At 60.0% G+C, this 20,308-nt stretch carries 18 protein-coding genes; all 18 read left to right on the top strand.

All coding sequences use genetic code 11. The annotated features are described in order from the left end of the window. Positions 1–7 precede the first annotated feature (7 nt). The 18 genes from I1969_RS00505 to I1969_RS00420 all read left to right on the top strand — a co-directional run bounded on the left by I1969_RS00505 (position 8) and on the right by I1969_RS00420 (position 20,291). Complete coding sequence (locus I1969_RS00505; protein WP_195232071.1) at positions 8–478, top strand: hypothetical protein; 471 nt, start codon at positions 8–10, stop codon at positions 476–478. Between the two features lie 182 nt (positions 479–660). Further along, positions 661–2,361 carry a peptidoglycan D,D-transpeptidase FtsI family protein gene (locus I1969_RS00500; protein WP_324248640.1) on the top strand — a complete coding sequence of 567 codons (1,701 nt, stop codon included), beginning with the start codon at positions 661–663 and terminating at the stop codon, positions 2,359–2,361. A 127-nt stretch (positions 2,362–2,488) separates the two neighbouring features. Next, positions 2,489–3,913, top strand: a complete 1,425-nt coding sequence (locus I1969_RS00495) for a UDP-N-acetylmuramoyl-tripeptide--D-alanyl-D-alanine ligase (protein ID WP_195232070.1) — start codon at positions 2,489–2,491, stop codon at positions 3,911–3,913. Between the two features lie 3 nt (positions 3,914–3,916). Further along, the gene (mraY, locus tag I1969_RS00490) at positions 3,917–4,936 is read left to right on the top strand and encodes a phospho-N-acetylmuramoyl-pentapeptide-transferase (RefSeq protein WP_006234262.1); all 1,020 of its coding nucleotides are present in this window, start codon (positions 3,917–3,919) and stop codon (positions 4,934–4,936) included. Between the two features lie 9 nt (positions 4,937–4,945). Further along, positions 4,946–6,352, top strand: a complete 1,407-nt coding sequence (gene murD / locus I1969_RS00485) for a UDP-N-acetylmuramoyl-L-alanine--D-glutamate ligase (protein WP_195232069.1) — start codon at positions 4,946–4,948, stop codon at positions 6,350–6,352. A 9-nt stretch (positions 6,353–6,361) separates the two neighbouring features. Then, positions 6,362–7,882, top strand: coding sequence for a putative lipid II flippase FtsW (ftsW, locus tag I1969_RS00480; RefSeq protein ID WP_195232068.1), 1,521 nt, complete (start codon positions 6,362–6,364; stop codon positions 7,880–7,882). Next, positions 7,872–8,987: an undecaprenyldiphospho-muramoylpentapeptide beta-N-acetylglucosaminyltransferase gene (gene murG, locus I1969_RS00475; protein ID WP_089571582.1), complete on the top strand. Its 1,116-nt coding sequence runs from the start codon at positions 7,872–7,874 to the stop codon at positions 8,985–8,987. The genes ftsW and murG overlap by 11 nt, the downstream gene beginning before the upstream one ends. A 97-nt stretch (positions 8,988–9,084) precedes the next feature. Continuing rightward, positions 9,085–10,503, top strand: a complete 1,419-nt coding sequence (gene murC, locus I1969_RS00470) for a UDP-N-acetylmuramate--L-alanine ligase (RefSeq protein WP_055286074.1) — start codon at positions 9,085–9,087, stop codon at positions 10,501–10,503. Between the two features lie 5 nt (positions 10,504–10,508). Next, positions 10,509–11,420, top strand: a complete 912-nt coding sequence (gene murB / locus I1969_RS00465) for a UDP-N-acetylmuramate dehydrogenase (RefSeq protein ID WP_006234257.1) — start codon at positions 10,509–10,511, stop codon at positions 11,418–11,420. A gap of 424 nt (positions 11,421–11,844) precedes the next feature. Beyond that, positions 11,845–12,633, top strand: coding sequence for a cell division protein FtsQ/DivIB (locus I1969_RS00460; RefSeq protein ID WP_271747921.1), 789 nt, complete (start codon positions 11,845–11,847; stop codon positions 12,631–12,633). A 199-nt stretch (positions 12,634–12,832) separates the two neighbouring features. Further along, a complete protein-coding gene (ftsZ, locus tag I1969_RS00455) occupies positions 12,833–13,987 on the top strand; it encodes a cell division protein FtsZ (RefSeq protein WP_022094491.1) in 1,155 nt (384 codons plus the stop codon). A 210-nt stretch (positions 13,988–14,197) separates the two neighbouring features. Next, entirely contained in the window at positions 14,198–14,998 is an 801-nt protein-coding gene (locus tag I1969_RS00450) for a polyphenol oxidase family protein (protein WP_138374476.1), read from the top strand. Then, the gene (locus I1969_RS00445) at positions 14,995–15,831 is read left to right on the top strand and encodes a phosphate ABC transporter substrate-binding protein (protein WP_195232066.1); all 837 of its coding nucleotides are present in this window, start codon (positions 14,995–14,997) and stop codon (positions 15,829–15,831) included. Before I1969_RS00450 ends, I1969_RS00445 begins: the two co-directional genes overlap by 4 nt. Before the next feature lies 1 nt (position 15,832). Continuing rightward, positions 15,833–16,759 (top strand): phosphate ABC transporter permease subunit PstC, encoded by a 927-nt coding sequence (gene pstC, locus I1969_RS00440; RefSeq protein WP_006234251.1) that lies wholly within the window; start codon positions 15,833–15,835, stop codon positions 16,757–16,759. Positions 16,760–16,762: 3 nt separating this feature from the next. Further along, positions 16,763–17,668 (top strand): phosphate ABC transporter permease PstA, encoded by a 906-nt coding sequence (pstA, locus tag I1969_RS00435; protein WP_006234250.1) that lies wholly within the window; start codon positions 16,763–16,765, stop codon positions 17,666–17,668. 12 nt (positions 17,669–17,680) lie between these two features. Beyond that, a complete protein-coding gene (gene pstB / locus I1969_RS00430; protein ID WP_006234249.1) occupies positions 17,681–18,484 on the top strand; it encodes a phosphate ABC transporter ATP-binding protein PstB in 804 nt (267 codons plus the stop codon). 92 nt (positions 18,485–18,576) lie between these two features. Further along, entirely contained in the window at positions 18,577–19,434 is an 858-nt protein-coding gene (locus tag I1969_RS00425) for a phosphate signaling complex PhoU family protein (RefSeq protein ID WP_161162099.1), read from the top strand. Positions 19,435–19,553: 119 nt separating this feature from the next. Continuing rightward, positions 19,554–20,291 carry a YggS family pyridoxal phosphate-dependent enzyme gene (locus tag I1969_RS00420; protein ID WP_138112193.1) on the top strand — a complete coding sequence of 246 codons (738 nt, stop codon included), beginning with the start codon at positions 19,554–19,556 and terminating at the stop codon, positions 20,289–20,291. Positions 20,292–20,308: the final 17 nt, after the last annotated feature.

The following is a 20,308-nucleotide window of genomic DNA, read 5'->3' as shown; positions in this document are numbered from 1 at the left end:
GCATATCATGGGCTACAACACTTCAAGCGCAGCACTCGCCTATGATATGAACGCCATGCCCGCCTATCGTGAGACGCTGCAGGCCCCCGTTGCTCCCCGTGAGCAGCGCACGCCGCGCTTTGATGTCTACACGGGCGCGGGCCGTCAGGCAAACCAGGCGGTCAGCCCGGTTTTCATGAGCGTTCTTAAAACGTTTTGCATCATTGCGGCTATCTTCATGACGATCGGCGTCGCCCGCGTGGCGCTCGCCGGCGTTACGGCCCAGGTGCTCAACAGCAACGCCGAGCTTACCAACACGCTCGAAAAGGCGACCGATGAGAGCTCCGACCTGGAGGTCATGCATTCGGTCTATGGCGCCGACACGCGCATTCGCGACCTTGCGGGCGCTTATGGCATGGTGGAGCCCAGCGAGAGCGTTACACTTGACTTTTCGCAGGATGCAGCCGCGGGCGCCAACGCGACCGCGACCGCTCAGTAGCAAGACGGTAGCTGAGTATGACAAATGACTATCGCCGCGGTTCCGATGGGGGCCGCGGTTCTGGACGTCCCTCGTCGCGGGGACGTTCTGGTTATCAAGGAACGGGTCGGCAATCTTACAACGCCGGGCAGTCCCGTGGCAACGACCCGGCGTCGCGACTTCGCGGCTCGGGCGGCCCTCAAGTGCATAACACCAGGTCGCGCAAGAGTTCGTCGACCGAATGGCTCACAGGCGCGCCTCTGCCTCGCCGCAAAGCCGTCATGGGCTTCATCGGGCTTGGCTTGGGCTTGGGCGTCTTTCGCCTTGCCGACTATCAAATTGTCGAAGCCGATAAACTGCGCGAGCGTGCCGACGCGCGTCGCCTGCTTGCGCAGACCCTCTATGCCAAACGTGGCACCATCTACGACCGCAACGGCAACGTGCTGGCGTCGTCAGTCGAATGTCGCAACATCGCCGTGAACCCGCAGCTTGTCGAGGATGTTGGCAAGACGGTGTCGGCGCTGGTCAAGGCAACTGGAATCGATAAAAAGACCTGCCGCAAGCTCGTTGAGTCCGATGGAACCTGGGTGTATATCAAGCGCCAGGTGGACGAAGACGATGTTGCGGCGCTGGAGAAGAAGAACCTGCCCGGCGTGCTTTTTGAGCAGGCCATGAAGCGCGTATATCCATACGGCAACCTGGCATCGCAGGTGCTGGGTGTAGTGAATGTGGACAACGACGGCTTGACGGGTCTCGAAAAGCAATACAACAAGCTTCTGACTGGCACGAACGGTTCTCTCGTACGCGAGCGCGCGAGGGACGGCAGCTATATCGCGGGCGGTGCCTATAAAAAGGTGGCCGCGGTCGACGGCGTTGATATCGTGACGACGCTCGACGTCAATATCCAGCGTGCGGCCGAGGATGCCCTGGCAGAGGCTGTCGAGAAGACAAAGGCCAAGAACGGCTCGGCGCTGGTCACCGATCCTACGACAGGCGAGATCTTGGCAGCCTGCTCGTATCCGACTTACGACCAGACCGATCTGGAAAACGCCAAAACCGAGGATATGAACTTGCGCCTGGTCACCGACGCCTACGAGCCCGGCTCGGTCTTTAAGACGCTCGTGGCGGGCGCCGGCTTCGACTTGGGTGTCGTGCGATCGAGTACGTCGTTTGAGGTGCCGGCGAGCATCAAGGTGGGCGACGATACCGTCACCGATGCCGACAAGCGCGACTACGCCATGACCATGGATGTGCGCGAGATGATGCGCCGTTCGTCCAACGTGGGCTTTGTCCTGGTGGGGCGCAAGATCGGTGCCGACGACTTTGCCGCCTATGTGGACAAGTGGAGCATCGGTCACAGCTCTGGTGTAGATTTTCCGGGCGAGAGCCTGGGTATCGTCAAGGAGCGTGACCAGTATGACGGCGCCACACTGGGCTCGATGAGCTTTGGACAGGCACTGTCCGTCTCGCCGATTGAGATCGCACGTGCCGTGGGCGGCATCGCCAACGGCGGCGTGATGATGACACCGCACTTCTATAAGTCCAGCAAAGGCGACGAGAAGGACTGGGGCGAAGGCGAGCGCGCGATTTCTGAGGATGCTGCATCCCAGGTGACATCGTGCATGCAGACGGTCGTGTCCGAGGGAACGGGCGTTGGCGGCGCGGTTGACGGCTATGACGTGGCGGGTAAGACCGGTACGGCCGAACGTGCCGACGAGAACGGCGGCTACCTCAAGGAGAACTACATGTCGTCCTTTATGGGCTTTGCACCGGCACAATCGCCCAAGGTGCTGTGCTATATCACGCTCGACGGAACGCCGAGCGGCTCAGATGCCGCTGCGGTGCCGTTCCAGTCCATTATGGCCAACGCGCTCGACGTGCTGGGTATCCCGCGCACGAGGTAGGGGGTTACAATCTTTGGGGCGTGGTTTGTTGTCCCATATGAGGGGTGTTCACATGCCCTGCACCACGCATGCGCGGCGCTGGGATACAATACGCCGATAGCATTATTAGGTTTACAGGGGAGCTGCAATGATAGAGATCGCCGTCAACAACCTCGCGGCCGCAACAGGGGCCCGAACCGTGACGGGAGAAGCCGATCGGGTATGCCGCGGGTGCGTTATCGACTCGCGTCAGGTCGAGGAAGGGACGATTTTCGTCGCCTTTCCCGGTGAAAACGTCGACGGCAATGATTTTGCTTCCCGTGCCGTCCAGTCGGGTGCCGGCGCCGTCGTGATGACGCGTGAGCCCGAGGCTGAGCTGGTCTCGCTGGCGCAGGACAAGGGCTGTGCCATCTTGCTGACCGATGATCCCGAGGAGTTTCTGCTGCGTTTGGCGCACGCGTACCGTCTGGAGCTTGGCTGCCTGGTCGTTGGCATTACCGGTTCCATCGGCAAGACGACGACCAAGGACGTGCTCGCCGCTGTGCTCGCCAAGCGCTATCGTGTCTGGGCCACCAAGGGCAATTTCAATAACCTGATCGGCATGCCGCTCACGGTGCTTTCCGCTCCGGCCGATACCGAGGTCCTGGTGCTCGAGATGGGCATGAACCATTTCCACGAGATTGAGCGCCTGTCCCAGTCCGCCAATCCCAACCTTGCCATCGTGAGCAAGATCGGTACCTCTCACATCGGCATTTTGGGCAGCCGCGAGAACATCGCCCGCGCTAAGGCCGAGATTGTCCAGGGTATGTGCGCCGCCGGCGACTATTTGCCGCTACTGGTTTTGGGCGGCGAGGACGACTTTACGCCGTTCATTCGCGATACGTTCGCCCAGCCTGCTGGTATCGATGTGATGCTGGCCGGCGTCTCGGACGATGATGAGGTCCGCGCCCGCGAAGTTCGTGTTGATGACGAGGGCCGTCCGGTCTTTACGCTCGATTTTGGTCAGGGCGAGACAATCGATACCATGCTTGCTATCCCCGGCGTGCAGTCCGTTCCAAATGCCGTTAAGGCCGCCGCGGTTGCCTATCGCCTGGGCGTGACGCCCGAGCAGATCGATGCTGCCTTTAGGGGCCTCACGATTACCGGTCACCGCCAGGAGATCAAGCGCGCCAAGAGCGGTGCCCGCGTCATTGACGATTCCTATAACGCCAGCGCCGAATCCATGGCTGCTGGTCTCGATCTACTGTGCTCGCTTTCGTGCACGGGGTCTCGCATGGCGATCCTGGGCGAGATGGGCGAGATGGGCGATGAGGCTCCTCGCATGCATGAGCTCGTGGGCGCCTATGCCGCCGCCAAGAAGCTCGACATGCTGGCGTGCGTGGGTGGTGAGCTGGCCCAGCTTATGGCCGATGCCGCGCGCATGATGGGTATGGACGAGGACCGCATCCAGGTGTTCTCCGATTATCAGCAGGTGCTCGACCGCATGGGCGGCGCGCTTGAAAAACATGATGTTGTACTGGTCAAGGGTTCCCGCTTTGTTGAGCTCGACCGCTTTGTGGAAGGTGTGTGCTAGCCCATGTTCGGCAATCCCTCGTATCCAACGTATCAGGCTTTTTTGGGGCTTGGCATCGCCGCCGCCATTGCGCTGCTGCTCATGCCGTGGTGGATCAAGCTACTCAAGGTCGAGGGTATCGGCCAGCAGGTTCGTGCCGACGGCCCCAAGCGTCATTTGGTTAAGCAGGGAACGCCCACCATGGGTGGCGTTGTCATCCTCGTCGCGATCTCGCTGACCTGCCTGCTGATGGGCAAGCTCACCACCGAGCTCGTGCTCGTGCTGCTCGCCACGCTGGCGACCGGCGTTCTGGGCCTGATTGACGACCTGACCTCCGTTACGCATGGGCGCTCGCTCGGTCTGACGCCTCATGCCAAGATGATCGGTCTAACCATTATCTGTGTCACCTTTACGGTACTTGCCGTTAACTGGTGCGGCGTCGCCCCCGAGATTCGTTTTCCCGGCGGCCTGACGATCGACCTTGGCGTGCTTTCGACCACCATCTGCGGCCTTTCGTTCCCGTGGCTCTATATTGTCTTTTGCTGGCTGATGATCGCCGGTCTTTCTAATGCCGTGAACCTGACCGATGGCCTTGACGGTCTTGCTGGCGGCACCTCCATGATCGCTATGCTCGCCATGGCCGCCATGGCGTTTTTGCACGGAGACGTGAACCTGTCCATCTTCTGCACCGCGTGTGCCGGTGCCTGCTTGGGCTTTCTGTGGTTCAACTGCTATCCGGCGAGCATCTTTATGGGCGATACCGGCTCGCTTGCCCTGGGTGCCGCGTTTGCCTGCACGTCCATCATGACCAACACCGAGGTCGTCTCCCTCATCATCGGTGGCCTGTTTATCGTTGAGACCCTGTCGGTCATGATTCAGGTTGTCTACTTCCACTTTACGCACAAGCGCGTCTTCCTTATGGCGCCCATCCATCATCATTTCGAAAAGAAGGGCTGGGCCGAGACCAAGGTCGTCATCCGTTTTTGGATTATCGCTGCTGCCTTTGGTGCCGTTGGCCTTGCTCTGTTCTTCCAGTTGGGATAGTGGTCTTTCATGTCTCTTGCTGATGTCTTTAGCCTGCTCGTTTTGGGTCAGGGCAAATCCGGTCTCGATGTCGCCCGCTGGGCGTTGGCACATCCCGAGCGCGTAAGTGCCGTTACCGTGTATGGCGGTGGCACCTCTGAGCCCAATGACGCCACGCGTGCGCTCGAGGCCGCTGGTGCGTCGTTTGTCTATGGGACCGAACAGGTCGAGGGCGCCTATGACGTATGCGTGACGTGCCCGGGCATCTCGGAGTTCTCGGGCTTCTTTAAGGCCGGGCGCGAGCATGCCGCCCAGATTATGGGTGAGCCCGAGTTTGCCTATCGCCTGTCGCCCGATAACTGGATTGCCATCACGGGCACCAACGGCAAGACGACCACCACGTCGCTGACTGATTATCTGCTTAAGGCTGCCGGCGAGGCCAGCGTTGCTGTCGGCAACATCGGCGAGCCGCCGGTCAACGAGATTGACGGCCGAGCCCACAACGAGTGGTTTGTGGCTGAGCTCTCGAGCTATCAGATTGCTACGACAACCGAGCTCCACCCCCGCGTGGCGGTGCTGCTCAACATCACTCCCGACCACTTGGGCTGGCATAAGAGCCATAAGAACTACGCGCTTGCCAAGATCAAACTGTTTGACAATATGGTCGATGACGATCTGGCGGTTGTCGACGTCGAAGACGCCGGCATTCACGAGTTCGATGAGTACATCTACACGCCGGGTCGTCGCATCTGCAAGGTTGCCTTTGACGAGCCTGAGGGCGAGGATGCCGCCTTTGTGCGCGACGGCAAGATGGTCGTGCGCCTGAAGGGCGTCGAGACCCCGCTCATCGCTACATCCGAGCTCAAGATCTCGGGCCATCACAATGTTATCAATGCCCTGTGCGCCGCCACGGCTGCCTTGGCGGTCGGTGCCGATGTCGATGGTGTCTGCCGCGGTCTTGCCTCGTTCCAGCCGCTCGAGCACCGCGTGGAGCCGTGTGGCGAGATTGACGGCGTGCGCTACGTCAACGATTCCAAGGCGACCAACACCGATGCGGTCGAGAAGGCACTGACGGCATTTCCCGATGACGACGTGATCTTGCTGCTCGGCGGCCACGATAAGGGCACGCCGCTCACGGACTTCGCGCGCGTTGTTATGGATAACGTACGCTCGGTCGTCTGCTTTGGCGATGCGCGCGAGCGTTTCACCGCCGCTATGGACGAGGCCGATGTCGACGGCGATGTGGATATCGCCCAGGCGGATGACCTTCGCGATGCCGTGGACGTCGCCCGTTCGCTGTCGAGCCGTGGCGACGTGATCTTACTTTCTCCTGCCTGCTCTTCGTTCGATGAGTTCTCGGGCTATGAGGAGCGCGGCCGCGTGTTTAAGGACTATGTGGCCCAGCTTGCCGCTGCGGCGAAATCGCAAATGGAATAGGGGTTGCCGGTGAGAGAGGAGAGCCCCCGACAAGGTATGAGGAGGCCCGACTCGGACCGTGCTTCCTCGCGGCGCAGCACACCGCGTTCCGGTCGCGGCGGGCAGTCGTTTAGCGAACGCTATATTGCCGGCGTTCCCGCCCGTATCATGCGCCCCCGTTTGATATTCATGGCCTGCTTGTTTACCTTGGTATGCTTTGGCCTGCTGATGGTGTACTCGGCGTCTTCGGTCGAGGCGCTGCACGAGAATGGCTCGGCGACGTTTTTTCTGGGTCGACAGGCCGCGTTTGCCGTGGTCGGTGTTCTGGCGCTGATTGCCATCGTGCGCGTTTTGCCGGACAGCTGGTTTGGGGAGGATGTGCTCAGGATCTTCCTCATAGGCATGATAGGGCTACTGTTTCTGGTGTTCTTGGTGGGCAGCGGCAGCCGTGGCGCCACGCGCTGGCTTAACATCGCCGGTATTCAGTTCCAGCCTTCCGAGTTTTTAAAGCCATTTGCCATTGCGTATTCGGCCATCATGCTTGATCGCTTCTTTTCGCCCGGTGGCAACATCAACGAATTCCTTCGCAAGATGGGCATCTACCTGGGCATTTCGCTCTTTCTGATCTTTATCCAGCCCGATTTCGGTACTGTCCTGATCATCCTGTTGACCCTCATGTGCATGGCGTTGTTTGCGGGTCTCGACCCCAGATTTATCATCGGCGTGCTAATCTTCGGCATTCTCGTGATCGTGATTGCGCTTGTCGCAGAGCCGTACCGTATGGTGCGTATTCAGGTTGCCTTGAACCCTTGGGCCGACGAGTATGGTGACGGCTATCAGGCCACGCTTGCCATTATGGCCTTTGCCTCGGGCGGTCTGTTCGGCCGTGGCATCGGCAACTCAACCATGAAGTACTCGTATCTGCCCGAGGCGCACAATGACTACATCCTGGCCATCATTGGCGAGGAAGTCGGTTTTGTCGGAACCGTGCTGTTCTTCTTGGTGTTTGCGATGCTGATCTACTCGGCGTTTCGCATTGCCGAGCAGGCGACCGATCGCCGGGGCGCGCTTATGGCGTCTGGCTCCGCGGTCATTCTCGCAGTGCAGTTTTTGATTAACGCGCTGGGCATCCTCAACGTGTTTCCCATGACGGGCAAACCGTTGCCGTTTATTAGCTACGGCGGTTCGTCGATTATTGTGTCGCTCATGCTTGCCGGGTTGATCCTGCGCGTTTCGTACGAGAGCGCCCGCCGCGATGAGTATGACCGCCGCCGCGAGAGCTTTGCCGTTATGGATGAGAGTACCGCCGGCGTGCCCCACGTGCGCGGCGAGCGATCTTCGCGTAACGGTTTTACCGTCCTGGATGGCTCTGCGACCGAGCCGGCAGCCCGCCCGCGTCAGCGAACGGCGCCGCAAGGTCGTCCTCAGCGCCCCAGCCCTCGCAACGCGGGCGGCGGATATAATCGAATCGATTTGAACTCGGACCCGTCGGCGCGTCTGCGTACCGACGACCAGGGACCGCGTGTACGAAGGGACTACCATGACCGATAAAATGACCGTTGCTATTGCAGCCGGCGGCACGGCCGGGCACATCAACCCCGCGCTCGCCTTGGCCGAAGAGCTGCGTGACCGTGGCCACCACGTTGTGTTCGTGGGCCAGTCGCGCAAGCTCGAGGGTCGTCTGGTCCCCGAGGCTGGGTTTGATTTTGTGCCCATTACGGTCACGGGCTTCGACCGCTCCCGTCCTTGGACGGCGCTGACCTCGCTGTGGCGTGTCAACAAAGCCAAGCGTGCGCTCGCCAGTCATTTCTCAAAGGTCGGCAAGCCCGATGCCGCCATTGGTTTTGGTGCCTATGTCGAGGTTCCGCTGCTGGGGTGGTGCAAGGGCGCGGGCGTTCCGTATCTGCTGCATGAGCAGAACTCTGTTCCGGGCCTGGCCAACAAGATGATGAACTCCCACGCCGCCCGCGTGTGCATCTCGGTGCCGGCAGCGCGTTCGGTCTTTGAGCGCGAAGGTGACCCTGACCACGTGCTCATGACCGGCAACCCCGTACGTCGCTCGGTGATCGAGGGCGATCGCGCTCGCGGCCGCAAGGCACTTGGCGTTCCCGAGGACGCTACGCTGCTGCTCGTCTTTGGCGGTTCACTTGGCGCCCAGCACCTCAACGAGCGTGTGGCTTCGCTCAAAAACGAGCTGCTTTCGCGCAAGAACCTCTATGTGTTGCATTCGACGGGTGCCGACGGCTTTGAGGAGACCGAGCGCGCTTTGGCGCTGACGCCCGAGGAGGCGAAGCGTTACCGCGTCCAGCCTTACATCGACAACATGGGCGATATGCTGGCTGCTGCCGATTTGGTGCTCTCGCGTTCGGGCGCATCGAGCGTGGCCGAGATCGCTGCACTCGCCGTGCCTTCGGTGCTCGTGCCGTACCCGCATGCGACGGCCGACCACCAAACCACCAATGCCCGTTATCTGGTCGACGCTGGGGCCGGCGTGCTCTGCGCCGATGCCGATATCGACGGTTCTGCCTTTGCCGATGAACTGCTGCACCTGGTCGATGACGCGGCGGCGCGCGACGCCATGCGTCAGGCGGCGCGTGGTCTGGCTCAGGATAGGGCCGCCGCTCTTCTGGCGGATGCGGTAGAGGGTTTGCGTTAGTTAGACGGGATATCGTCGGTCGCCCTCGCGCTGATGCGGTAGGTGCGGTACAGTTAACGGGTTACAGGCAGTGTTTACGCAAGGAGTACACGAGCACATGGCTGATTCCCAGACTGCAACCTCCGCGCCCGAGTTTAAGAGCGCCCACTTTATCGGTATCGGCGGCGCCGGCATGAGCGGCATCGCCCTCGTTCTTCACGAGCGCGGTTATGCCGTTACCGGCTCCGACCTTAAGACGTCACGTTATATCCGCCAGCTTACCCGCGCTGGTGTGAAGGTGCATGTGGGCCATGAGGCCGCCACGATCGACGAGGTCAAGCCCGACGTGGTTGTTGTCTCCACCGCTATTCCGGAGTCCAACCCTGAACTCGTGCGCGCTCGCGAGCTTGGTATTCCCGTGTGGCCCCGTGCCAAGATGCTCTCTGCTTTGGGCCACGGCTACACCACCGTCGCTGTTGCCGGCACGCATGGCAAGACCACCACGTCTTCGATGTGCGCCACCATGCTCGACCGCATGGGTCTGGATCCGAGCTTCTTGATCGGTGGCATCGTCGAGGGCTATGACACGAACGGCAAGAACGGCTCGGGCGACTACTTTGTCGCTGAGGCCGACGAGTCCGACAGCTCCTTCCTGTTCCTGAACCCCAACGTGGTCATCGTGACCAACGTCGAGGCCGACCACCTCGATCACTACTCGGGTATCGAGGAGATCGAGGCAACTTTCGCCAAATTCATGAGCCTGGTGGGCGAGGACGGCACCGTCATCGTCTGCGGTGAGGACCCGCATCTGGTCGAGCTCGCCAAGTCGACGGGTCGTCACGTGCTTTCCTACGGCTTTGCCGAGAGCAACGACATCGTCTGCATGCACCCGGATGTCAAGGGCATCCAGAGCGATTTTATCGTTCGCTTTGAGGACGGCACTGAGCACGCTGTGGAGATCAAGAGCAATCCCGGTCGCCACAACATGCTCAACGCCACGGCGGTGCTCACCGTCGCCCATGTCCTGGGCCTTGACATCGACGCCGCCGCCAAGGCGCTCTCGAGCTTTGAGGGCGTCCGCCGTCGCTTTACCCACGTGGGCGATATCGATGGCATCACCGTGGTCGATGATTACGGCCATCACCCCACCGAGATCAAGGCGACGCTTGCTGCTGCTTCGTCGCTGGGCTACAAGCACGTCGACGTCGTGTTCCAGCCGCACCGCTATTCGCGCCTGCAGGCCCTGTGCGACGACTTTGCCGATGCATTTGCCAATGCCGATAAACTGCTGCTGATTGATGTGTTCTCGGCTGGCGAGATGCCCATTCCGGGTGTCACCTCTAAGATGCTCGCCGATACCGTGCGCGCCAAGCATCCTGGCAAGGAGGTCGTGTACTGCTCCAGCCGTCTTGAGCTCAATCAGGAGCTCGAGCAGATGGTGGGCGAGGGCGACCTGCTGCTCACTATGGGTGCCGGTGACGTTACGACCGTCGGTCCCGAGTTCATTGAGTATCTGACTGCCAAGAAAGACGCTTAAGTCTAATGGGTCTGTTTAACGCCGTCATGGCGCTCTCGGGCATGATCGACACGGATGTGATCGAGGACGAGCGCCTTGCGCGTCATACGAGCTATCGTATCGGCGGCAAGGCCGACCTCTTTGTGACGTGCCATAGCTATCATGCCCTCCGCCGCGCCGTGGCGGTGCTCGATCGCGAGCAGGTGCCGTGGGTCATCATCGGCAAGGGCTCCAATCTGCTGGTTGCCGATGGCGGTTATCGCGGCGCCGTCATTTCGCTCGGACGTGAGTTTCAGCGCACGGTTGTTGCCGATGACGGTTGTACGCTGACGGTCGGTGCGGGCGTGATGTTTGCGCGCCTGGTCAACGATGCCCTGTCGCGTAGCCTCTCGGGCCTTGAGTTTGCCGTTGGCATCCCTGGTTCGGTTGGCGGTGCGATATCTATGAATGCCGGCACACGGACCGAGTGGATTGGCTCGCTGGTTGAGGATGTCGTAACGTTTGACCCGGCATCCGGTATCAAACATTATGCGGGGTCCGAGATCACTTGGGGCTACCGCGAATGTAGCCTTCCCCGCAATGAGATCATCCTCGAGTGCGTGCTCAAGCTTAAACCGGCGCCCAAGGCCGACATTCGCGAGCGCATGGAGCGGTACCTGACGAGGCGCAAGCGTACACAGCCCATGGGTCGCGCATCCTGCGGGTCGGTCTTTCGCAACCCGCCCGATGCGAGCGTGGGCAAGCTTATCGAGGATTGTGGATTAAAGGGTTTTTCGATTGGCGGCGCGGAAGTTTCGCCCGTTCACGCTAATTTTATCGTTAATAACGGAACTGCCTCGGCCGATGACGTTGCCGCGGTTATCAGACATGTGCACGGAAAGGTGAGGGAGGCGTATGGCATCGAGCTCAGACCGGAAGTTAAATTCCTCGGCTTCTAGAGCATCGAAACCCACCTTCCGCCGCGCCGGAGGGCGTTCCGGCGCGCCTGCCAAACCTCAACGCAATATCGTCGCGCACTCTAAGCCTGTCGGGCATGCTCGACAGACCAGTCGTCCGGTTGTCGGCTCGCAGCTCGGTAATCGTCCGGCCGCAAAAAAGTCCTCGCGTCCCTCGGTGACGTCAAAGCCTGTTATGGGCGCCAAGCCTGCCCGTCCTATGGCAACTCCTAAGCCCTCGACAGGAACTAAGGCGGCGCGTCCGAGTCGCACGCTGGGCGCATCGAAACCGCGCTCGCTGACATCGGTGCCGGCTACCGCCAAGAAGCCTTCGGGTAAAAAAGGCGTCAACCCGTTGTCTTTACTTAGGGCGATGGCAAATAAAACATCAGACGCCGCTTCTGTCGTTACAGGCAAAGGCAAAATCGTGGGCGGCGTTTTGGCCGTCTTGGCCGTGCTCGTCGTCGTTGCTATCGTGGTGATTAACTCTGGATTGTTTACCGCCACTGATATTCAGATTCAAGGCAGCGAGCATGTGACGAAGCACGATGCTATCCAGCTGATCGATTTGCCCGAGGGAACGTCGCTTTTTAACGTCGATCCCGACCAGATTACCGAGGACCTCAAGCAGAACCCGTGGGTCTCGGGCGTGGATGTCCAGCGTCAGTTCCCACATACGCTCATCATTACGCCGATGGAGCGCAAGGTCATTGCAATTGCCTATATCAGCTCCGATGACCTTGCCTGGGCCATCGGGGATGATGACACCTGGATCGCCCCGCTGTCGACGTCGGTCGAAGTGGATGACCAGGGCAACGTCATCACGACGGGGCAGGGCTCAAATACCCTGACCGGCATTGATGCCGCGCTGGCGCTCGCTAAGCACTATGGCGCGGTGTTGTTGACTGATGTCTCGGCGGATGTCGCTCCGGTTCCCGGCCAGGCAGTGAGCTCCAAGGCCGTTAAGGCTGGCTTGGATTATGTGCGTGGTTTTTCGAGCGAGTTCTTGGGACAAGTCAAGGATATTTCCACGCCTTCGGTCGAAGCCATCTCGGCAAACCTCAATAACGGCATTGAGGTGTCGCTGGGCGATTCGAACGATATCGTCAAGAAGGAGCGCGTAGTCACCAAGCTGCTTTCGCAGGTAGAGGGCGTAACGTATATCAATGTGCGCTCTCCGGGTAACTATACATTTAGGAACGCTCCGACCTCGTAGCGCTGGTTGATGCTTTGTTGAGGGGCCATACCACGCCGTTTATCTGGTTTGTTTGGTTTTCACGGTCAATTATTTGACTGATACGTTCATAATGTGCAAACATAATACGGTTTACCTTTGCATTTACTTTCAACCTGAAGGTTAATGTGCGCAGGGGTCGACCCATGCTATGGCTATAACCTTTGTTCGGAGGACCGACATGCACGAGACAGAGATCAACAACTACCTTGCCGTCATTAAGGTGGTCGGCGTCGGCGGCGGCGGTACCAACGCGGTCAATCGAATGATCGAAGAGGGCATCCGCGGCGTCGAGTTTGTTGCCATCAACACCGATGCTCAGGCACTCGCGATCTCTGATGCCGATATCAAGGTGCACATCGGCACCGACCTTACCCGCGGCCTGGGCGCCGGCGCCAACCCCGAGGTTGGCCGCAAGGCTGCCGATGAGTCCCGCGACGACATTGCCGAGGCGCTCGCTGGTGCCGACATGGTGTTCATCACCTGCGGCGAGGGCGGTGGCACCGGTACCGGCGCTGCTCCCATCGTTGCCGATATCGCGATGAACGAGGTCGGTGCGCTGACCGTCGCCGTCGTGACCAAGCCCTTCACCTTCGAGGGCCGCAAGCGCAAGAAGAGCGCCGAGGAGGGCATTAAGACCCTCTCCGATTGCGTCGACACCATGATCGTCATCCCTAACGATAAGCTGCTCGACATCGCCGAGAAGAAGACCACCATGCTCGAGGCCTTCGCGATTGCCGATGGCGTCCTTTCCCAGGGCACCCAGGGCATCACCGACCTCATCACCGTCCCCGGTATCATCAACCTGGACTTCGCCGATGTTAAGACCATCATGAAGCAGGCCGGTACCGCCATGATGGGTATCGGTACCTCTTCTGGGGACACCCGTGCCGTCGACGCTGCCCAGCAGGCCATCTCCAGCCCGCTGCTCGAGAGCTCCATCGATGGTGCCACGCGCGTGCTGCTCTCCATCGCCGGTTCCAAGGACCTGGGCATCCAGGAGATCAGCGACGCCGCCGACGTTGTCGCCAACGCCGTCGACCCCGAGGCCAACATCATCTTCGGTACCGTTGTCGACGAGTCCTTGGGCGATCAGGTGCGTATCACCGTCATCGCTACGGGCTTCTCCGACTCCAACGTCAACCGTCAGGACGAGCTCTTTGCTGCTCAGCAGTCTCAGAGCAAGGCCGCTGCCTCCGCTGAGCCGCAGCGCACCGCTCCTGCCACGAGCCCGGCTCAGGCCGCTCCGACCCGCAACGTCGGTGGCACCGAGCTTCCTAACTTCGGCAACGATCAGTTCGAGCTTCCCGACTTCCTGAAGCGCGGTAGCTTCTAAGTCGTTCTTTGCATTGTTGTGCACAGGGGCGTGTCCGTATGGACGCGCCCTTTTTATTTCGACTTTGTAAACTAGAACCTCCAATCTCTTTACGTTCCCTTTACGATTGCCTCCAGCGCAGCAGGTATCCTTTTAGAGAAGTATGACAGCCGTATAAACGCGGGCTGTAGCGGCGATGCCGCGGTACTTGTGTTATTAGGAGGCTTTAGTATGGCAGCACGTGCGGACAAAGTTTCGCGTGTCGACCATGATGGAGTTACGTTGGTGGAGGGCGCGACATCCGATGTTCGCTTTGCCTTCACCGAGCGCGCCGGTGGCGTTTCCGAAGATGCGTACTCCTCACTCAACTTGGGCTCGCATGTTGGCGATGACCCCTTTGCTGTTCAAGAAAATCGTCGTCGTGCGCTCGAGGCTATGGGTGCCGCCGAGTGCGAGCACAACTTGCTCGTTCCCAATCAGGTCCATGGTGACCATATCGTTGCGGTGACCTCGAACGGCGCCGATGACCTTGAGGACGTCCGCGAGCAGATTGCCGAGGGCTGCGATGCCATCGTCTGTACGGCGCATAACGTACCCGTGCTGCTCTGCTTTGCCGACTGCGTTCCCGTGGTGCTGGTGGCCCCCGGCGGATTTGCCGTGGTGCACTCCGGTTGGAAGGGCACGATTGCACGTATTTCTGCCAAGGCGTGCCAGGCGCTTTGCGATGCTGCCGGTTGCGATGCGAGCGACGTTTCCGCCTATATCGGCCCCCATATCTTGGGTGACGAATATGAGGTATCCCAGGAACTCATGGATCGCTTTGCCGCCGAGTTCTCTTGCATCGATGCGAATACCTCTCGCATGCTCGATCTTTCCGCTGCCATTCGCGAGGCGCTGGTAGATGTCGGTGTCGACGCGGATAATATCGTGGATACCCAGCTTTCGACCGTGCGTCAGAACGACCGCTTTTATTCCTACCGTAACGAGGACGGCACCTGTGGGCGCCATGCTGCGATCGGCGTGATGCTATGAGAAAGATCGTATCGGTCCTGAGCGCCGCTGTGCTTACGCTTACGCTGTGCGCCTGTTCTTCGGGATCTTCTAGCTCTTCCATTACCGTGGCCGGCTCCACGACCTGCCTTCCTATCGCCGAGATTGCGGCCGAGGGCTTTAAGGAGGAGACCGGCATCGACGTGCTCGTTTCCGGTTTGGGTTCTTCCGCTGGGATCGAGGCCGTCAGCGCCGGCACGGCCGATATCGCCAGCTCCTCCCGTGGACTCAATGCCGACGAACAGGATCTGGGCCTGACTCCCATTGTCATTGCCCACGACGGTATTGCGGTCATCGTGAACGACGACAACCCCGTCGATAACCTCTCGACCGAGCAGCTCCGCGATATCTACGCCGGCAAGATTACCAATTGGAAAGAGGTCGGTGGCGAGGACCTGAGGATTCAGGTCATCAACCGAGACGAGGCGTCCGGTACGCGCGAGGCCTTCCGTACCATCGTGATGGATGGCACGCCGTTCGATCGCCGCTCGGCCGTTCTTTCGGGTACGGGCCAGGTGCGCGACGTGGTATCTCGTTCGCGTGGGGCCATCGGCTACATTTCGCTGGGCTTCGTCGATAGCCTCAACGCCAAGACCTCGGTCAAGGCCGTCTCGGTCAATCATGTTGAGGCGTCCGAGAAGACGGTCGCGAGTGGCGGCTATCCCATCTCGCGCGACCTTTACTTCTTTGTGAAGGGTGTGCCTTCGCAGCAGGCGCAGGATTACATCGACTATGTGACGTCCGAAAAGATGGACAAGCAGATTCGCGAGGCGGGCTTTATTCCCGTCACCAACGACGAGAAGGGGAGTGAGTAGCATGGAAGCACAGGAAAACTCCCAGACTGAGCAGAATGTTCAGACGCCCAAGAAGCGCGAGCTGGCGCTCGTATCGCGCAGTACCTATATCAAGGAGAAGGCGCTGCAGTGGATCTTCTTTGCCTGCGCGTTCTTGGCGGTCGTTACCGTCATCCTGATTTTTGTCTTTACCACGTACTCGGCGCTGCCCGTCTTTACTGACATCGGTCTGGCTGACTTCTTTAGCTTTACGTGGGCGCCTTCCGAGGGCCACTACGGCATCTTGTCGCTGCTTGCTGGCTCGGGTCTGGTGACCGTCGGTGCGCTCGCCATGGGCGTGCCGCTGGGCGTGGGTACGGCCGTTTACCTGGTCGAGATTGCCAGCAAGCGCGTGCGCAAGCTCATCAGCCCCGCCGTTGACCTGCTGGCGGGCATACCCTCCATCATCTACGGCTTCTTTGGCATGATCATCATCCGCCCGTTTATCGCACAACTGACCGGCGGCCTTGGTTTTGGTGCGCTGACGGCGTGGTTTGTGCTCGCCATCATGATCGTCCCTACCATCACCACGCTCACCATCGATGCTCTCAATTCCATTCCCATGGGCATTCGCGAGGCATCGTATGCCATGGGCGCCACAAAGTGGCAGACCATCTATAAGGTCGTGCTACCTGCCGCGAAGCTGGGTATCGTTGATGCCATCGTGCTGGGTATGGGCCGTGCCATCGGCGAGACCATGGCCGTGCTCATGGTCGTAGGTAACGCCCCGGTTATTCCCGACAGCATTGCGAGCCCCATCTCGACGCTCACGAGCCAGATTGCGCTCGACATGAGCTATTCCTCGGGTCTGCACCGCTCGGCGCTGTTCGGCATGGGTGTGGTCCTGTTTATCATCTCCGCCACGCTGGTGGGTATCGTTCGTCTGATTTCCAAGAAGAAGAGGGGGTAGGCTATGTCCGATTCCGTTGACACGACGGTCGATACGACCTCGTCGCGCGAGCGCATCAAGCGTGCCCTTTCCCACGGCAAGAAGGGCCGCATCAACAAGGACCTGTCCAACAAGATCATGCTTGGCGTGTTTCGTGCCGCTGCCTACATCACCACGCTGGTGCTGGTCGCTATCATCGCCTACGTGGTCATCAACGGCCTGCCACACATCTCGCTCGACTTTATCTTCGGTTGGCCCCAGGGCGTCAACGCCGAGGGCGGAATTTGGCCCACGATCGTCTCGACCGTCTACGTGACGGCGCTCGCCATGCTTATCTGCACGCCGATCGCTGTGCTGGCAGCCGTCTATCTGGCCGAGTACGCCAAGCAGGGCAAGGTCGTCGAGCTCATTCGCTACGCTGCTGACGCTTTGGCCTCGGTGCCCTCCATCGTTATGGGCCTGTTTGGCTACGCCTTGTTTGTCGAGGCTATGGGCCTGGGCCTTTCGATGGTCTCGGCCGCTCTGGCGCTCGCGCTCTTGATGCTTCCCATCGTCATGCGCACCACCGAAGAAGCCATTCGCGCCGTTCCGCGCTATATCCGTTGGGGCGCGTACGGCCTGGGCGCTACCAAGTGGCAGGTCGTCTCCAAGATCGTGCTTCCTTCGGCCTTTGGCCGCATTGCCACGGGCATCGTCCTTGCCATCGGCCGTGCCATCGGCGAGACCGCCGTGGTGCTCTACACCATGGGCCAGGCCATCAATCTACCTATTTCGCCGCTCGATTCCGGCCGCCCCATGACGGTTCACCTGTACCTGCTTGCCAACGACGGCATCAACATGAACGCAGCCTACGGCACCGCGCTCTTGCTGATGGTGATCATTTTGGCCTTCAACCTGTTTGCGCGCTTCCTGTCGCGCAAGCGTCGCTAGTTAAGGAGTCCCATGTCCGTTTATCAGTCCGCTCCCGCGTTGGAGCAAGCGGCCATTACGGCCAAGGATTTCAACTTTTGGTACGGTGACTTTCATGCGCTGACGGGGCTTGACCTCAACATCGCCAAAAACGCCATCACCTCCTTCATTGGCCCTTCGGGCTGCGGCAAGTCGACGTTTTTGCGCTGCATCAACCGCATGAATGACCTGATTGAGGGCACGCGCGTCGAGGGCACCATGACGCTCGACGGCAACGATATCTATGCCGAGGGTGTCGATCCGGTCGATCTCCGTCGTCGCGTGGGCATGATCTTTCAGCAGCCCAACCCGTTTCCCAAATCCATCTACGAGAATGTCGCCTTTGGCCCTCGTCTGCAGGGCGTGACTAGCAAAAGCGACCTCGATGACATCGTGGAAGAATCGCTCAAGCGCGCCAACCTCTGGAAAGAGGTATCCAATCAGCTCAACAAGGATGGTTTGGCGCTCTCGGGCGGTCAGCAGCAGCGTCTGTGCATCGCGCGCGTGCTTGCGGTGCAACCCGATGTCCTCCTGATGGACGAGCCCTGCTCCGCCATCGACCCCACGTCCGTCTCTAAGGTCGAGGATCTGATGGCCGAGCTGGCGCCCGAGATGACGATTATCATCGTCACGCATTCAATGCAGCAGGCAGCTCGTATCAGTGACTACACCGCGTTCTTCTTGCAGGAAGTTGCCGGCGAGCCCGCTACGCTCATCGAGTATGGTCAAACCGACGCGATCTTCACCAGCCCGGTGGACTCGCGGACGGAAGACTATATCACCGGCCGCTTTGGCTGATCGGTGCGACTAGTCCCAAGCCGATCGGATCTGGTCCGGTGCGTATTCACTGTGCGGGCGGCATGACCGCACCCAACTGATTGGAGTGAACCATGCGCAAACTGTTTTCCCGTCAGCTCATCGAGGCCCGTCACGAGATGCTGAGCATCTACGAGGCCGTCGATCTGGCCCTCCACGATGCCGTGAAGGCCTATGTGACCGACGACCGCAAGCTCGCCACCAAGACCAAGAAGCGTACGCTTTCGATTGACGCACGCTGCGCCAACCTGGAGGCCGTCTGCTACAACCTGATTGCCACGCAGTCACCGGTCGCCTCCGACTTCCGCTTGCTGCAGACGATCATCTACGTCGACTTTAACCTGCAGCGCATGACCGATAAGGTTCGCCAGATTTGCCGCGCCACGCGTCATATGATCAAGGCCGACATCTCGCTGCCCAAGGAGCTTGTCGGCACGGTCGAGGCCGAGGCTGAGGCCGTCTACCAGGTGCTGGGCTCTTCGCTTTCTGCGCTCGTCACCAACGACATGTCCATCATCTGCAACTTGGCCGTCGAGGACGAGCCAGTGCACGCCGCCTACGAGAAGTTCTTCCGCACCTTTAACCGCATGGACACGGGCGATTTTATGGACGACGACAGCAACTATGACGACCTGCGCCGCGCCATCATGGTATCGCGCTATCTCGATCGCATCGCCTCGATTTCCATCGATGCCGCCTGCCGTCTGACCTTCCTGTTGACCGGACAGCGTATGACTGCCGGTGATATCGCCTGCACTGATGAGGATGAGCTCGAGAGCATGCGCGTGCCTTCGGGCGAGGGTGTTATCATGAGGCCCGCCGTCGACGCTCGCTACGTTGCCAAGGTGCCCACTAACGAGGTCAGCGAGGGTCTTCGCTACCTGCTCGATCATCTTGAGGACGAGGACGATGGCGAGGACGACGAGGAGTAAGTAATTCCGTTCGTCGAAAGATTGTAAATACCTAAGTGAGCGCGGCCTTGCACATGCGGGGCCGCGCTCTTGCGATAGCATGGGACTACTTGTTTGGCTGTCAGCGGAGGCGATTGGCAATGGATAACTATTTGGACTTGATGCGCGCTCGCCGCGAGCAGATTCTGGAACGTTTTTATGCGGCGCTCGATCGCGCAGGCCGTCCCCACGACGCCGCGCGCCTCATTGCCGTGTCCAAGACCGTTGGTGTCGATGAGACCGTTGCCGCCATCCAGGCGGGGTATCGCCATTTTGCCGAGAACCGCCCGCAGGAGCTGGTTCGCAAGCTCACGGGTCTGGCGGAGCATCCGGAGCTGCCCGAGGTGCGCTTCGATATGATCGGGAACCTGCAGACCAATAAGATTAATGCGGTGCTGGGCTCAGCCGAGCTGATTCACTCGGTGGGTTCGCTGCATCTGGCGCAGGCGATCTCGAGCCGTGCTGCCCGCAAGATTGAGGCAGGCGAGCTCGCCGGCCCCCAGCGTGTGCTCATTGAGGTCAATGTGAGCGGTGAGGAGTCGAAGGGAGGCTTTTCGCCCGATGAGATTCGCGCCGCCGCGGGTGAGCTTGCGGAACTTGAGGGAATTTGCGTACAGGGGCTTATGACTATGGCGCCCCGGGGGAATAAGGATGTGGCACGCCGCACCTTTGCGGGGCTTCGCGAGCTGAGGGATGAGCTGGAGGCGGCGCATCCCGATTTGAACCTGCCTGAGCTTTCCTGCGGCATGAGCGAAGACTTTGAGCCTGCCCTTGAGGAGGGCTCTACGCTCGTTCGCCTGGGCAGGGTAGTATTTAGCCCGGAGTTTGCAGTAAAATAAGGCTCTGAAGTGCGCAC

Origin of the sequence: Collinsella aerofaciens, from assembly GCF_015548375.1 — a bacterium.
Lineage (GTDB): Bacteria > Actinomycetota > Coriobacteriia > Coriobacteriales > Coriobacteriaceae > Collinsella > Collinsella aerofaciens_AB.
Note: the sequence above shows the minus strand (reverse complement) of the source record. Positions and strands in the feature narration are given on the sequence as shown.